The organism is Paraburkholderia sp. MPAMCS5 (assembly GCF_036016995.1).
GTDB lineage: Bacteria > Pseudomonadota > Gammaproteobacteria > Burkholderiales > Burkholderiaceae > Paraburkholderia.
The window spans coordinates 302,587-317,686 of record NZ_JAYXBK010000001.1 but is presented as its reverse complement, the minus strand read 5'-3'; the positions used below and the strand labels follow the sequence as shown (position 1 = coordinate 317,686).

Here is a 15,100-nt window from a genome sequence, read left to right as displayed (position 1 = left end):
CGCCGGGGAACGCACAGGAAAACTACGACAGTGACATCGCCTGGCTACACGCTCGGCCAGTTGGTCTTCTACATGCTGCGGCTCGGCGCGTTCGGGTTCGGAGGACCTGTCGCGCTTGTCAGCTATATGCATCGCGATCTCGTTGAACGACGGCAGTGGATTAGCGAGTCGGATTACCGCGAGGGACTGGCGCTCGCGCAGATGATGCCCGGACCGCTCGCCGCACAGCTCGGCATCTATATGGGCTACGTGCACTATCGCCTCGCCGGCGCGACGCTCGCCGGCATCGCGTTCGTGCTCCCGTCGTTCCTGATGGTAGTGGGCCTCGGCTGGGCTTACGCTCATTTTGGCGGGCTCTCGTGGATGCAGGCCGCCTTCTATGGAGTGGGCGCGGCGGTCGTCGGGATCATCGCGATGAGCGCGTATAAGCTCACGGCAAAGACCATCGGCAGAAACCGGCTGCTGTGGTGCATCTACCTGATACTCGCGGTGACAACGGTCGTCACCGAATCGGAGATCGCCTGGCTCTTCATTGCGGGCGGCATCGTCAACTGGATCGTTGTTTCTCCACCGAAGTGGTTCAGCAAAGGCGGACTGAATGCAGCGGCGGCCGCGCAGTTGCCGGCGGCCAGCGGCGTGCTCAGCGGCCTTGACTGGCCGCTGCTCGGCCAACTCGGGCTGTTCTTCGCGAAGGCCGGTGCTTTTGTGTTCGGTTCGGGACTGGCCATCGTGCCGTTCCTCTACGGCAGCGTGGTCACCGAGCATCATTGGCTCAACGACAAACAGTTCGTCGACGCCGTGGCCGTCGCGATGATCACGCCCGGACCCGTGGTGATCACGGTTGGCTTTATCGGCTATCTGGTCGCGGGATTCGCGGGCGCCTGCGTGGCCGCGCTCGGCACCTTCCTGCCCTGCTATCTCTTCACCGTGCTGCCGGCGCCGTACTTCAAGAAGTACGGCAAGCTGCCCGCCGTCAAGGCATTCGTCGACGGCATCACTGCGGCTGCCGTCGGCGCGATCACCGGTTCCGTTATCGTGATCGCGCGGCGCTCGATCGTTGACTGGCCGACTGTTCTGCTCGCACTCGTGACCGCGCTGCTGCTGTGGCGTTTCAGGAAGCTGCCGGAGCCGGTCATTGTCATCGGGGCTGCGCTCATCGGTCTGGCTGTCTATCCCCTCATTCATTCGCACGCCGGTTGACCGCATACGCGTGCGCCACGGTTTAACCCGCGAGATGCGCTGCCCTCGCGCGAAATCGCCTCGCGCCTTGCGCTGCTGTTCGGCGGGCGGCATTTTTTTCCGCAAACGCGTTCATATCCCAAGTGCCGCGACGCCCGCCTTGCGCATGACGCTGAAGTTCCTCCACTCGACCCTTGATCTGAACAGACCCTTCTTACGCTTTCCCCTCCGCCGTTGGGACGATTGTCACGTGAGGCTTCGATCGCGCGAAAAAGTCACCTCGCGCCAGCTATTTGTCAGAAGTTTGCGCCTATTTGCCGTCCAGCCCTCATGTCTCATCCGTTTCCTGCCGACATCCAGGTATGAATTGCTTGCTGAGAGTCGGCGACAAGGCACAAATTACCGATTCGCAAGTCGGTTTAACGTTTGCGAATGCGTGCGGTCACTGCTCAGCGCAGGTTGGTGACGGTCACTCCGGCAATCGAAATCCTTAGCCAACAGGCAGTTCGATAAAAGAAGCGGCGCCCTTGTTATGCCTGGAGTCGCTGTCGAACGGATTCGCATTGCCATCAGCTTAATAAGCATAACGAATCAAAACATACATTGCCGTTCGGTCACGACTGTGACTCGAGCGCTTACTTACTGAATTTTGCCGGCCCTCCGGCGATGGATGATTTCTGTGATTAATCGACGACAATTTCTCAGCTGCCTGACGGCGGCGGCAGGCAGCTACGTACTCACGGCATGCGGCGGCGGGAGCGGCAGCGACGCCGCTGCCCTCGGTGGCGACAGCAGTGCGGCGGTGGCGAAGGTCACCCGCACTCCCTCGGCCAACGGCACAACGGTCCCGCCCGCGGCGTCCATTGTCGACAACTCCGGCAATGTGTGGAAACTCTCCAACGGGTTCATCTACAAGAACGGGACCAAGGACGCCGGCTCGTACAACGTCGCGACGCTGCTGTGGTACAGCGGCAGCGTCTACCAGGAAAACACGGGCGGCGATTTCTATCAGTGGACAGGCACGAGGTGGGTGCCGTCTCTCGATCCGCGCCTCGGAGGTATTTCAGCCGACGGCACGGCGATTCCACCCGCCGCCCGCATCATCGACAAGTCCAACAACATCTGGACGCTTTCGAACGGCTATATCTACAAGAACAACGTCAAGGACCCTTATTCCTATAACGTGAGCCTGCTGCTGTGGTACGGCGGCATGATCTATCAATCGGGAACGGGTGGGCAGTTCTATGTCTTGACCTTCAATGGCAACTGGTTGCCGTGTGCCGATCCGCGTATCGCCGCCGCGGCGGCGCCGGGTGCGTTCTACGGCATCAACGGACACTTCGACTATCCGTTCACGCCCGCTCAGGTCGTCGGCGCGCTGCGCTCGCTCGGGTGCACGACGTATCGTCTCGGTTGCGTCAACACGCCGGCTGAGCTGAACCCGGTGGTCAACATGGCAAGCGCTTTCCAGGCTGCGGGACTGACGCTGTTCACGCTCGTCAATTACGGGCTTCAGGACGCGAACGGCATCCTGTACACGAGTGAAGCGGCGGCCTACGACGCGTCGTTTGCAGGAGCTGCGGGCGTTGCCACCGCGCTCGCGCCGTTTGGCGTGACGATGTACGAATGCGGCAACGAACTGACGCGTGACGCGGCGATCATCCTGAACTCGGCAACGGCCGGTACGGGAAGCGGTGACTTCAACAACGCGAACTGGCCGATCATGCGCGGCGCCATGCGCGGCATGATCGACGGCATCAAGTCGGTGCAGCCGAACGCCCAGTGCGGCATCAACTTCTGCGTGGCCGATGTCGCGGCTGCCGACATGCTGTGGGATGGCCTGCAACCCGATGGATCAGGCGGTTATCCTCAGGTGCGCTGGGACATCACGACGTGGCACAACTATCAGGCTTACGGCGATATCTTCGACGTCGGCACCGATGGCGCCGGTCCCGGCTTTAACCTGCCGGTCTATTGCAAGGCCCGTTATGGCGTGCCGTTCATGATCAGCGAATGGAACGCCAATCCCGAAGTCACAGAAACGGCGCGCTCGACTTACGTCAAACAACAGCTCGGCGAATTTTATGCGGCGCGCAAGACAGATGCGCTTCAGTCGGTGATGTACTACGAGTTGACGAGCGGTGACAACACGTATGGCATCGTCACGAACAGCCTCGTACCGATCCAGCCGACCTACGGCACGTTCAAGACCTTCGTCGCGGCGAATCCCGACAGCTGAGTTGACTTGCACACCCAAAATCCGCTCCGGCTTATCCAAACGATTTACCGCGCGGTGTCATTAAAGACGCCGCGGGCCGGAGCGGGTGCCACAACGCCTCAATATCCAACCCGCCTTTCCACACCTCTGAACCGCTTGGTCGCCCGATACGGATGAAACCACGCGTTCGTGCGCAATTCGCACAGCCGCGGCGATCGTTCGGCCAGTGCGATATCGAGCCAATGAAACATCTCGTCCGGTTTGCCGAGCCTCGCATAGATCTCCGCGAACAGCAAAGGCGAGGTGTATCCTTTCTGACGCCGCGTCAGCAGATCTTGCAAGTACCATTGAAGCACCGCGCTGTATCCGCCGGCCTCCCACACCGTGCGAATCGACTCCGCTCGCGCGAACTCATTGCAGCGTGTGAGCGCATCGACCGTTGCATCGACGGCTTCTTCATAGCGCCCTTGAACCTCGAACGCGATGGCCAGCAACTGATAGACGAGCGGCGAGCGATTGCCGTGCCCCGCCGCGAGAAATTCGTTGATGACTTCGCCGTAACGTCCGGCCTGCACGAGACCGAACAGGCGCGAGCCTCCAAATCCCAGCGGATCGGCTTTTTCGGCGCGTTCGAATTGCGCTCTGCCCTCGGCCTCCCGTCCGAGCACCAGCAATAATCTCGCATACAGGCGGCTCGTTTCGCCGTGATTCGGATTGAGGCGTAGTGCTTCGATAAATTCCGCTTCCGCCTTGCGCCAGTCCCAGTCGTAGAAATAGTGCACGCCGGCGAGTGCCTGATGCGCCTCGGGAAGACCGGCATCCAGTTCGAGCGCGCGCAATGCGGTCTCGCGTGCCTTCGGATAACCCTGCGACGACGCGTAAAAGCCATGCGCCGCCGTCGCTCCATAAACATTCGAAAGTCCGACATAACCTAACGCATACGTAGGATCTCTATCTATTGCCGTTTCGAAGTAACCGCGCGCGCGAATGAAGTCCTCCGCATTGAGCGCATGATGCGCCGCGAAACCCGCATCGAAATGAACGCGACGGGTCCAGTAATAGCGTCCGCGCAGATACGCGTCGTGCGCGGAAGGATCGATCGGCAGCCGTCTTGCGAGCATGCGCCGCTGCTGCTCCGCGAGCGCCGGCAGTACTTCGTCGGCGAGCACCGTGCCGGCGGTCTTCTGAATGTCGAGAGCATCCGTTGCCGTCATTTCATGCGCGCCGCCCCACACCTGCGCCTGATCGAGACAGCGAACCAGTTGCGCGCGAACGCGCACGCGGCCTGTATCGCGTGTGATGGAGCCTTCCAGCACGTAGTCGAGTCCCAGTTCATGCGCAATCTCCGCAATGCTTCTCGTGGTACGCCGGTAGCACATCGACGTCGTTCTCGCGATGACGAGAATCTGCTCAGGATTGAGCATGCCGAGATTGCCGGAGATTTCGTCCGAGAGCGCATCGCAGAAGTTGTCCTGCCGTGCATCGCCGGTTCTGTTCTCGAATGGCAGCACGAGTACGCGCACGGGACTCGGCGGCGCAATCGGAGGCTCCATCGCACACGAGGCTTGCACGGCGTCGAGGCGATACCCTTTACCCTTGACCGTCAGCAGATAGCGCGGATTTTCAGGGTCTTCGCCGAGCGCCACGCGAATCTTGCGGATCGCCGTATTGATGCCGTTATCGGTGTCGCGAAACGCATTGCCTCCCCAAAGCGCCCTGACGATATCTGCGCGCGTCACGAGTTGCCCGCTACGCGACGCCATCAGGATGAGCAATTCCATCGGCAGCCGTTCGAGCCGAATCTGCCGGCCGCCGCGGCGCAATTCATAGCGCTCGACGTCGAGTTCGACATCCGCGATCATCACGGAGGCAGGCAGGGTCATGTGCACTCTCGCGTGTCCGTGGTCAACCGGCTCTCTTCCGCGCGCGACGGTTTCATCGCGAACGACGCCACGAATGCGAGGCCCGCGCACGACATCATGACGAGCGCGGGCGCTGCATTCCATTGAGTTCTCGCGATCAGGATCGTGGCGGCGAGCGGCGCGGTGCCCATCGTCGCCGCGAGGCCGAGATTCATCGCGGCGCCGAGTCCGCTGTATCGCACGCCGATGGGAAACATCTCGGCGATCGCGCACGCAAAGGTCCCATTTGCAAACGCGGCGACGATTGCCGCGAGCACGAACCAGGTGAACAGATCGGCCTGTCCACGGCTGACCGCCGCGTAGAAGCACGGCGCGAACACGGCGGTCACGACGGCACCCGCGCGGAACACGTAGCGGCGCGGCAGCAGATCGCCTGCTTTCGCCGTAACGAGCATGCACAACGCGATGACGATCACGTACAGCGTCTGCGCCGTCGCGATCTGTTGCGGCGCGTAGTTGAGTTGACGAAGATAAGTGGGCGCATGCGCCACGAAGAGTCCGTTGGACACGCCCACTACCGTCGTGGCCGCAATGCCCGTTGCGAGTGGCGCGAGATGTCGCCGGAACAACACGGCGAGCGGCTCGCGATGCCGCACGCCTTCTGCTCGCGCGAAGGCGTCGGTTTCGGGCAGCGTGCGTCGCACGAAGAAGCTGAGCAAGCCGATCAGACCGCCCACGAAAAAACCGATGCGCCAGCCGTACCGAAGAACTTCAGCGGACGTCAGCGTGGCCTGCACGAATAGATTGATGCCCGCGGCAAGCAGCAGCGAAATGTTCACCGCGAAGAAAACGATCCCGCACAGAAAGCCCGGCCTGGTGCGCGTGGTTTCGACCGCATAGACCACGGCCCCGGACAATTCGCCGCCCACGCAGACACCTTGCGTGAGCCGCAGCAACAGCATGAGCGCCGGCGCCGCGACGCCCCATGCGCGATATGACGGCAGCAGCGCGATGAACAATGTCGAAAGCGCCGCCACAATCGCCGCTGCTGCAAACACGAGGCGTCTGCCGTATTTGTCGCCGAGCCGTCCGAGAAAAAGGCCGCCGAGAGGTCTCGACAGATAACCAATGGCGAACACCGCAAACGAGAGCGTCACCGCGGAAGCACCGCCTCCGAGCGGAAAGAACTCGCGTCCGATTTCCTGCGCGAAGAACCCGTAAATCACGAAGTCGAACGTTTCGAGCGCTCCGCCGGCACTGGCGATGAAGATCGTCCAGCGCTGTCGACGAGTCATGACTTCCTTTCGGACCACGGACGAATCTTCGAACATGGCACCTCCGACATTCTTCTCAATTCTAGTCGCTGACGACTCGCTCACCAGTCGCGCGCGGAAGCACTCACGCGCCACACGGGCCACGTTATCTGGCGATATCGGACAGGGCGCACCGATCTGTCAGGTGGGCTTAAGGTCGCCTTCAGGTAGCGTTTCAGATGGCCCTTTGCATGAAAGAACTTCGTCGGAATGGCACGCGTGTGAGCGCCGTCTTCTGGTCAACAATTTCTTCAGGTTGCCTCTATGGTTTCCCTCTTCACTCCCTGCCAACATCCACTTGCCGCAAACCGAACGGCATGCAGTGAATATCAAGGCCCGATGACAAGGAGACGAACATGAACATCAAGCATTTAAGCGCTTTGTCCGCAATAGCCGTTGCAGTTCTGTCTGTGAGTGGCGCGGCGCACGCCGATGGCCGGTGCTCGCCCCGCATGCTCACTGGCGCTTATGCGTTTAGCGCGCACGGCGAGGTGCTTGGCATACTCGATGCCGCGAGCCAGTTGCATCGGTTCGATACGCCATCGGTTCTCGATGACGTCGCCATGATTGGTTTCGACGGCTCGGGTCAGATTACGCGCACCGATTTTGGGAACATCGACGGCGTTCCTAAAGGTGGCCAGACCGCTTTCGCTTCGGACCAGACGGGCACGTACACGGTCAACCCGGACTGCACCGGCACCATCACCATTCAACAGAACGGCGTTGTGCTCGGCCTGGAGATCGTGATCGGCGACAACGGCAATCTGGTCAAGGCGATGATCACCTCGGAGACGGTGCCGGGTTCGCGCTCGGCCCTGGACGGCACGTCGTGCCCCAGCGGTTGTGCAGTCGGCGTTCAGGTGAGTCTGGAAGGCAAGAAGCTTGCCGTCTACGACAGTCACGATCGCGACTCGCACAAATAAAGCCAATGTCTCGCGCGAGCATGCTTGAAAAGCGCTATCGCACGCGCTCCGCGCGCACTATAACTCAGTAGCAGGGCGATTATTGCGTGTCGAAGATTCATGAAATCCGCTGACACTGCCAGTTCGCACGCCACCTCGCGTTCGGGATCATCCCGGCGCACTGCTCTCCTCAAAAATCTCTAATGATCTGTACTCGGGGTCTTCGCTCGCCCGGAGCTTGCTGATCGAACGCACTCCGTCGCCGGCGAATGACGAGTTGCATCAATGCACGTTTAATGTCATGAAGGAGCCCAACATGAAAGCACGACTCATGGTCGCTTATGCGGCAGGGTTGTTTGCGATGACCGGCTTTGCCTATTCGCAGGGGATGCCGGAAACCTCGCAACCCGCCCCGCAGGAAAGCACTGCAACACAGAACGCCACGCCGGACACGACGTCAGGTGCTTATGGCGGAATGCCTGACACGAAGATGCAAAGCGGCGTGAAAAGCGCGAAACCCTGCACGGGTGGCCCGCAATGCAACATCTTTTTCGGAGGAAGTTGAATCGAACGGAGGGGAATCCGCGCCACCGCGCAATGCGCGGTGGCCTGCATCGGGCGGCAACATAAAAGGCGCCGCCCAATGCAGTTTTTACTCCGCAAAAAGATCTGGGCCGAAAACCTCGTAGTGGATGCGCGCTTCGGGAATATCCATCGCGCGCAATGCGTCGTGTTGCAAGCGCATGAAGGGAACCGGGCCGCAAATGTAGTAGTCGGCCTCCGGTAGAAGAATCTGTTCGCGCAGGTCGGCCAGATTCACATACCCGGTGCGGTCATAGTCCTGTCCCTGCACATCGGCCGGCTGCGGGCTCTCGTAGTACACGACAGCCTTGAAGTTCGTGTAGGTCGCCGCCGTTTGCCGAAGCCGGTCGCGCATCGCATGCACCGCGCCATGTCGCGCGCCGTGGACGAACACCACCTGGCGATGCGGGTCCTGAATCGCGCGCTTGAGCATGCTTACCATCGGCGTGAGGCCGACGCCGCCGCTGATCAGCACGATAGGCGTTTTCGCATGGACGTCGATATAAAACGTGCCATACGGCGCGGCCAGTTTCACTTCATCGCCCACATTCAGATGATCGTGAAGCAGCGACGACACATAGCCCGGCGGCCGCGCGGCGTCGCCCTCCTCGCGTTTCACGGAGATGCGATAGCTGCGCCCATTCGGCATGTCGGACAGACTGTATTGGCGAATCTGCTGCAGTTGCAACGACGGTACCTCCACGGCGATGCTGATGTACTGGCCCGGCTCGAAGTTCACCACGGGCTGTCCATCTGTCGGCTCCAGCACGAACGATGTAATCACGCTGCTCTCCGGCCGCTTTTCCTTGACCACGAATTTGCGCCAGCCGGTCCAGCCGCCAAGCTGTTGCGTCGAGGTCTCGCGCAACTCGCTTTCCATTCCCATTAGCAGATCTGCAAGATTTCCGTAAGCCTGTGCCCAGGCCGAGATGATCTCTTCGTTGGCGGCGTCGCCGAGTACGTCCTTGATCGCGCCGAGCAAATGCTCGCCGACAATCGGGTAATGCTCGGGCCGCACATCGAGGCTCGCATGTTTGTTGGCGATATTTTTCAGCACGGCTGCAAGGCTCGCAGGGTTCTCGATGTTTTCCGCATAGGCATACACGGCGCGCGCGAGAGCCTGCTGTTGTTGGCCCTGATCCTGGTGAGCCATGTTGAACACGTTCTTCAGTTCCGGATGCGCGTCGAACAACCTCGTGTAGAAGCGCTTGATGATCGGCAAACCGTGTTCGGCGAGCACGGGTGCCGTAGCTTTTACAACGTCCTTCGTTCTCTGTGTCAGCATTGACTTCTCCTTCCTTGCATCGCGCGGGAAACACGCGCAGCTATCCTTGGATATTCGGGTGCAGCAAGATCCATGACCGACGAACGGCAAACGCAATGACACGCGATGCACGATGCGCGCATCGCGGCGGCGGATCGAGGGGGGTAGGCCCCAGCATCTGTGTTGAAGAACACACTCGCGAGAATGCCCGCACCATAGCCGCTTTTCCGCGCGCCCGCATAGACAGGATTACCCCACGTACTCGTATTCACGTGCGCATCACGTACGCTGCGTCAGCCGCTTTGATTACGCTGCGCTTTAACCAGCGCAAGCGACATATTGATTAGCATATCCAACTAAATAAATGACCGGGTGACCATTATCGCCGGCGCCGGCGGATTCGCCCGGACTCACGCGTTATGCGAGCAGTTCGGCCGATTTTCCCGAAAAATTATTTGACGCAACGCGTCGCCCGGCAATTTATTCCGCTCACCGAATTGCCTGATGATTGGACGGCCGCATTGGCATTCCTCGTATCAGACGATAAATGGCCGCGGATTTCGCACCCAATTACCGTCGAAAGTTGTGAGTGGAAAGTAGTCCATGAAAGTGCATAGTAAAAATTGTGAGCGAACGTACGTTAAAAAAAATGCCTGGCAATGAATGGTTTATGCTGGACTTTCGTTCGCGACTAGCCTCTTTTGCTTACAACAGAATGAATAAATTCGATTCGGTTATCGAAACATATCTCTCTCACCTGCACTTCGGTTCTTTCGCGACGCACGCCATCCAGGCCATCGCCGATCTTTACACGTTCAAGGGTCTCATACTCATTCCCGTGCTGTGGTGGATGTGGTGTCAACACGATGCGCGGCGCGAATGGCGGCGCGAAATGGTGCTCGCCACGGTTCTCAGCGGCCTCGTCGCGCTATTCGTCGGAAGATTGCTGACTCACTGGTTGCCGTTCAGAGTGCGTCCTGTCTTTAGCCCTGAATTGCATCTGAACTTCGCAAGCGGCGCGACCAAGGACGCCTTGCTGAGCGGATGGAGTTCCTTCCCGAGCGATCACGCCATGCTCTGGATGGCGATCGCGACCGGCATCTTCCTCGTGTGGCGAGGCATTGGCGTGCTGGCAATTCTCTACACCGCGCTCTTCATTTGCGTGCCGCGCGCCTATCTCGGCTTTCACTATCCGACCGATTTGCTGGCGGGCGCCGCCGTGGGCATCGCGATCACCTTCGTGATGACGCGACAAGCGATCCGCGCGCGCTATGCGACGCCATTGGTGCGATGGATCGAACGCCACCCCGGACCTTCCGCGATGGTGGCCTTTGTTTTATGCCTCGAACTCGTCACGCAGTTCGACGAGTTGCGCAAGCTCGCGAGCGGCGTCTTCAAACACCTGTGAACCGCTGTCGAGCGTTTTAACTGCCGATCGAAACATAGAGCAGCACCATCGGCGCTTTCGATCCACCCGGCGTCGGCGCACGCAGCGGCACGCCATACGTGCAGCGAAAATCGACGAAGCGCGACCACTGAAAGCGCACGCCCGCGCCGACGCTCATCAGCGAACCGTTGCTGATTTCCGCGGGCTGATCGATGCGGTTCCACACATGTCCCGCGTCGACAAACACAAAAGGCTGAAGCGCCGCGCTGCTCGTGCCGAACGGAATCGCCGGCGCGCGCAATTCGGTCTGCACATTCCAGCCGCGATCGCCGAGCACGACATACGGTTCGTAGCCGCGCACGGTGGACTCGCCGCCAAGCCCCATTTCCTCGCTCGGCAACAAGGTGTTCGGCGTCCACTGGAACGCGCCTCGCGCGCTCAACGTGAAGCCCGCGCCCAATGCGAACGCGCGTTGCGCGGCGAGTAGCAGATAGACGTAGCGCGCGGTCGCGCCTTGTCGCGCGGCGGCGAACGCGGTGTCGCTGTTGGCGTTATCTAACCCGCCGGGACTGCCGGCGAGTGTCGCCGATGCATGCGCGGCGCCCGCGTCGCCCGGCTTGCTGATGTCGTAAGTCAGCAGGAACTGATGCACGTGCGTGTTCGCGTTGAACACCTGAAAGCCGCCGAATTCCAGATCGTTGTTGCTGCGCTTGAAGTCATAGCCGAACTGCACGAGCTGGGCAGTGGCGGTCGTAGTCGGCAGACGCCAGTCGTAGCGCACGCTGATCTGCGACGAGATGCCCGTTTGCCCGTAACTGTCCGGCAAACGCGGCCTGCTTTGCGCATAGACGCCGAACAGTTCGATGCTGTCGCGCCACGGCAGCGGCGCGATGTAGCTGAGCGCGTGCGCCATGAAACGCGCGCGGTTGGGGCGGCCTTCGATATCCGGATTGCCGCTGAAAAAATCGTTGCTCGCCGTGAATTGATAGGCGACGTGCTGGTCGAGTCCGAACAGATTGCCGTAGTCCACGCCCGCGAAAAAGCGATCGCGGCCAAGGTCGCGCACGCCCGCGTTGTCGTATCCGGCGTTCACGCGTAACGGCAGACGGTCGTCCGTCTGCAAGATGACGTCGGTGGAATTCGCCGTTTCGCCGGGCGCGAAAATCGCGTCCACGCGTCGATACGGATTCGCGTTGAGCACCGCCAATCCCAGCGACACTTTCGATTGCAGAATGGGGCCGCCTGCTTCCAGCGGCATCTCGCGCTTGAGCAATGCATCGGAAAAATAGCGATTGCCGCTCGTGCGAACTTGTCCGAGGCGGAATTCGGCGACCGCGATATGCACGACGCCGGAACTCACGTCCTGCTCGGGCACGTAGACATCCACGAGAGGCTTGCCCGCCGCGCGATAACGCTCCACCACCGCGCGACGCATTTCCGCAAGACGTCCGAAGCTGAGCGGCTTGCCGAGATCGGCGTCGAACCCGTGAAGAAACGCCGCGTCGAGCACAGGCAAGCCTTCAGCGGCAATGCGCTGTTGCGGCGCGGCCGCCGACGCGCTCGCGCCCGCCGGCTCGAACACCAGGCCTTCGAGTTTCTGCACCGCTATGCGCGCGGCATTCGCTTCGGGCTGAACGGAAGGCTGCGAAGGCGCGCTTCGCGGCGTCGGCGGCGCGGGCTGCGGAGCCACGTCGCGGTAAGCCTGAGCGAACACGGACGAAGACTGCAACGCCGCAGCCACGCACGACGCGAGCAACGATACACGCAACGCCCCGCACAACGACGCGCACAAATACCGGCGCACGCGCGAGGCATGCGCCGGTTCGCCCGCGAACGCCCGGCGCGGGTTAATGCTCAACCTGCCAGCGCAAGACAGGATGCGTCGCGCCGGACGGCATCGCCCACGCGCCGCCCGGTCCGAAGTCGTAACCCGCGAAGCTGGCCGCGTCGCTCATCTGCGCGGTGGTCAGTCCGTTCGATGCGGGCAGACTGCCGCCGCTCGCGGCCTGTCCTGTCGTTTGCGTGTCCCAGTAGACGTCGGAGCCCAGCGTGCCTGAGCCGAACGCGATCACGCCATGCGTCGGCATCAGCCGGCTTTGAACCGCGCCTGTCGCAAACGATTGCGTGATGGAGCCGTCGTTGATGCCGACCAGTCCGCCGCCGTATCCCGTCGAGTAAATCGGGCTGACGCTGCCGGTCGCATACGACTGTGCGATCGAACCCAGGTTGTAGCCGACGAGCCCGCCGTTCGCGTCCGAGCCCGAGACCGAGGCGCTGCTCCACGAACGCTCCACCGTGCCCTCGTTGCGTCCCACGAGTCCGCCGAAGGTCGTGCCGTTCTGGCCTCGTTCGCCGGCCACGCCCGTCGAATGCGCGTTGGCAATCTCGCCCTGGTTCACGCCCGCGAGAATGCCGCTGCCCATGTAGCTCGTGCTCACCGAGCCGTTTTCCACGCCGACGTCGCGCAATACGCCAGTCTGTCCGATCACGCCGAAGAGTCCCGACGAGTAATCCTTGCTGAAGTCGCTGATCTGGATCGTCGCATTGAGCACGTTGTGCCACATGCCGTCGAACTGACCGGTGAAGGCCGTCGTGTGATCGCCGATTGGCGACAAGGTATAGCCTGTCGCGTCGATGTCCTTGCCGAGCGCATAGTTGCCGGCGAGGTCCTGCGTGATGTTCTGCAAATCCGTCACGCTGTTGATCAGCTGGTAGGCCGTGAGCTGCGTGACCTGGCCGCTGCCCGGCGCGGCGGTCCACGCCGGATTGCCGAGCAGCGTGCCCGCGCTGTACGTGCCGTTCATGTCGTAGAGCGCATTGACGATACCCGTGCTGCCCGACCAGTCGATCGTGCCGCCATTCGCGATGGAGCCGCCGTTGTCGAGACTCGCGGCATCCGCGCGCAAGCTCAGGTTGCCACCGCCCTGGTTCGCGATGGTTGCGCCTTGCGCAACGGTGAGGTTGCGATACGCCGAGAGCGTCAACGAGGCATCGCCTTGCCAGCCGATTCCCGAGTTCACGTCGATGTCGCCGGTGCTGCCGTTCATGCCCGTGGTCAGCACGTTGACCGAAGTGCCGGTGCCGAGGCTCGCTGAAAGCGCGCGCGCCGCGTTATCGTCGACGGTGAAAGCCGGGGTCTCGATGTTCCATTGATTCGCGTGCACCGTCGTGTCGCCCACCGGAAACGACAGCGTGTCCGCACTCATATCGACGGTGCCGCCCACTGCCTCGATCGAGCCGCCCGGTTGCAACGTGCCATGTCCGGCGACCAGCCATACATGACCGTCGCGCGTCGCGGTGCCTGTCGCGCGGATCGCTTCGTGGTTGCCCGCGAGCGCGTAGATGTTGCCGTCGGCGGCTTGCAGATTCACTTGCGCCGCCTCGATCACGCCGCGATTGACGAGCGTTCCGCCGCCCGTGTCCCCCGGCTGCACGAACACCTGTTTGTCCGTGGACGAATCCTGCAACAGCACTTGCGGCGCCACCGCGAGTTCCGCCGTGCCGTTCGGCGCGCTGATCGTGCCGGCGTTGCGCACTTCCTGGCGGGCGATGAGAAACACGTCTCCCGCGCCGGATATGATCGTGCCGAGATTCACGACGCTTGCCGTCGAATCGCCCGCGAGCGTCAGCGGCTGGCCGTTCATGAAGGCGTCGTTGTCGGCGGTGTCGAGCGTCGAGGCGACGAAACGCCCGTTCGTCGACACGACGCCGTTCCGCCCGATCAGAATGCCTTGGGGATTGATCAGATAGACGCTGCCGCTTGCGCTCAGCGTGCCGAAAATCGCGGAGGGCGAACCGCCGGTGACGCGGTTCAGCGTCGCGCCGTTGTTGTTGGCGAACACCACATGGTTATTGCCGCCAATCGAAAAGCTGTCCCAGTTGACGACACCCCGTCCCGAGTCCTGGTTGATCGTCAAGGTCGTGCCGTCGCTGCTGATCGAGCCGTTGCCGGCGACGAAGTGTCCGCCGCCGGGCAACGTGCCCGCGGCTCGCGCCTGGAAGGAAGCCGCGCAACACAGCGCGGCGGCGGCTAGCGGCAAAAGCGCCGTTACTGCAATGCGCGGGTCGCGCGGGCGTGCGTTGTTGTGTTCACCTGATGCGGGCGCAATCTTGATCATCACGTCTCCTGTCCCACTCAATGGCCGCCGCATGCCACGATGTCATGCGACTGTGGATGTGCTGGCTGTCTGTGCGCACGCCCGTATTATTGCAGCCGGTTTCGAGCGCACAATGTCGCGAAGCGCCGGGGAATATCAGCATATCGCGCCGAAACGTCTGCAGAATTAGCCACGGTGCGAACCGCGCGGCGGCACGCCGTCACGTCGTCGGCCGGTAAAAAGGCAGCGCAAATCCATGATTTCCCCAATAGCGACAATGCAGCCCGAACATGACG

10 protein-coding genes are annotated in these 15,100 nt (G+C 61.5%); 5 read left to right on the top strand and 5 right to left on the bottom strand.

Features of this window, described 5'->3' with window-relative positions:
• Positions 1-30: 30 nt before the first annotated feature.
• Positions 31-1,200, top strand: a complete 1,170-nt coding sequence (locus VOM14_RS01460; RefSeq protein ID WP_327626881.1) for a chromate transporter — start codon at positions 31-33, stop codon at positions 1,198-1,200.
• Positions 1,201-1,849: 649 nt separating this feature from the next.
• Complete coding sequence (locus tag VOM14_RS01455) at positions 1,850-3,418, top strand: hypothetical protein (protein ID WP_327626880.1); 1,569 nt, start codon at positions 1,850-1,852, stop codon at positions 3,416-3,418.
• 98 nt (positions 3,419-3,516) lie between these two features.
• On the opposite strand, the gene VOM14_RS01450 is transcribed toward VOM14_RS01455, so the two are convergent.
• Both VOM14_RS01450 and VOM14_RS01445 read right to left on the bottom strand, forming a co-directional pair.
• On the bottom strand, positions 3,517-5,280 hold the full coding sequence (locus VOM14_RS01450) for a winged helix-turn-helix domain-containing protein (protein WP_327626879.1): 1,764 nt from the start codon (positions 5,278-5,280) through the stop codon (positions 3,517-3,519).
• Positions 5,277-6,554 carry an MFS transporter gene (locus tag VOM14_RS01445; RefSeq protein WP_327626878.1) on the bottom strand — a complete coding sequence of 426 codons (1,278 nt, stop codon included), beginning with the start codon at positions 6,552-6,554 and terminating at the stop codon, positions 5,277-5,279. Before VOM14_RS01445 ends, VOM14_RS01450 begins: the two co-directional genes overlap by 4 nt.
• A 374-nt stretch (positions 6,555-6,928) precedes the next feature.
• On the opposite strand from VOM14_RS01445, the gene VOM14_RS01440 reads away from it, so the two are divergent.
• On the top strand, positions 6,929-7,495 hold the full coding sequence (locus VOM14_RS01440; protein ID WP_327626877.1) for a hypothetical protein: 567 nt from the start codon (positions 6,929-6,931) through the stop codon (positions 7,493-7,495).
• 295 nt (positions 7,496-7,790) lie between these two features.
• Positions 7,791-8,039 (top strand): hypothetical protein, encoded by a 249-nt coding sequence (locus VOM14_RS01435; RefSeq protein WP_327626876.1) that lies wholly within the window; start codon positions 7,791-7,793, stop codon positions 8,037-8,039.
• Between the two features lie 87 nt (positions 8,040-8,126).
• On the opposite strand, the gene hmpA is transcribed toward VOM14_RS01435, so the two are convergent.
• Positions 8,127-9,341, bottom strand: coding sequence for an NO-inducible flavohemoprotein (gene hmpA / locus VOM14_RS01430; RefSeq protein WP_327626875.1), 1,215 nt, complete (start codon positions 9,339-9,341; stop codon positions 8,127-8,129).
• A gap of 694 nt (positions 9,342-10,035) precedes the next feature.
• Between hmpA and VOM14_RS01425 the strand changes: the two genes are divergently transcribed.
• Positions 10,036-10,728 carry a phosphatase PAP2 family protein gene (locus VOM14_RS01425; protein WP_327626874.1) on the top strand — a complete coding sequence of 231 codons (693 nt, stop codon included), beginning with the start codon at positions 10,036-10,038 and terminating at the stop codon, positions 10,726-10,728.
• Between the two features lie 16 nt (positions 10,729-10,744).
• On the opposite strand, the gene VOM14_RS01420 is transcribed toward VOM14_RS01425, so the two are convergent.
• Positions 10,745-12,463: a ShlB/FhaC/HecB family hemolysin secretion/activation protein gene (locus VOM14_RS01420; RefSeq protein WP_327627397.1), complete on the bottom strand. Its 1,719-nt coding sequence runs from the start codon at positions 12,461-12,463 to the stop codon at positions 10,745-10,747.
• A gap of 91 nt (positions 12,464-12,554) precedes the next feature.
• On the bottom strand, positions 12,555-14,825 hold the full coding sequence (locus VOM14_RS01415) for a two-partner secretion domain-containing protein (RefSeq protein ID WP_327626873.1): 2,271 nt from the start codon (positions 14,823-14,825) through the stop codon (positions 12,555-12,557).
• Between the last annotated feature and the right edge of the window lie 275 nt (positions 14,826-15,100).

What these genes read in the sequence shown, in the direction of transcription:
- VOM14_RS01455 (WP_327626880.1), top strand. Translation starts at nt 1,850, where the DNA reads ATGATTTCTGTGATTAATCGACGACAATTTCTCAGCTGCCTGACGGCG.
- VOM14_RS01450 (WP_327626879.1), bottom strand. Translation starts at nt 5,280, where the DNA reads ATGACCCTGCCTGCCTCCGTGATGATCGCGGATGTCGAACTCGACGTC.
- VOM14_RS01445 (WP_327626878.1), bottom strand. Translation starts at nt 6,554, where the DNA reads ATGACTCGTCGACAGCGCTGGACGATCTTCATCGCCAGTGCCGGCGGA.
- VOM14_RS01440 (WP_327626877.1), top strand. Translation starts at nt 6,929, where the DNA reads ATGAACATCAAGCATTTAAGCGCTTTGTCCGCAATAGCCGTTGCAGTT.
- VOM14_RS01435 (WP_327626876.1), top strand. Translation starts at nt 7,791, where the DNA reads ATGAAAGCACGACTCATGGTCGCTTATGCGGCAGGGTTGTTTGCGATG.
- hmpA (WP_327626875.1), bottom strand. Translation starts at nt 9,341, where the DNA reads ATGCTGACACAGAGAACGAAGGACGTTGTAAAAGCTACGGCACCCGTG.
- VOM14_RS01425 (WP_327626874.1), top strand. Translation starts at nt 10,036, where the DNA reads ATGAATAAATTCGATTCGGTTATCGAAACATATCTCTCTCACCTGCAC.
- VOM14_RS01415 (WP_327626873.1), bottom strand. Translation starts at nt 14,825, where the DNA reads ATGATCAAGATTGCGCCCGCATCAGGTGAACACAACAACGCACGCCCG.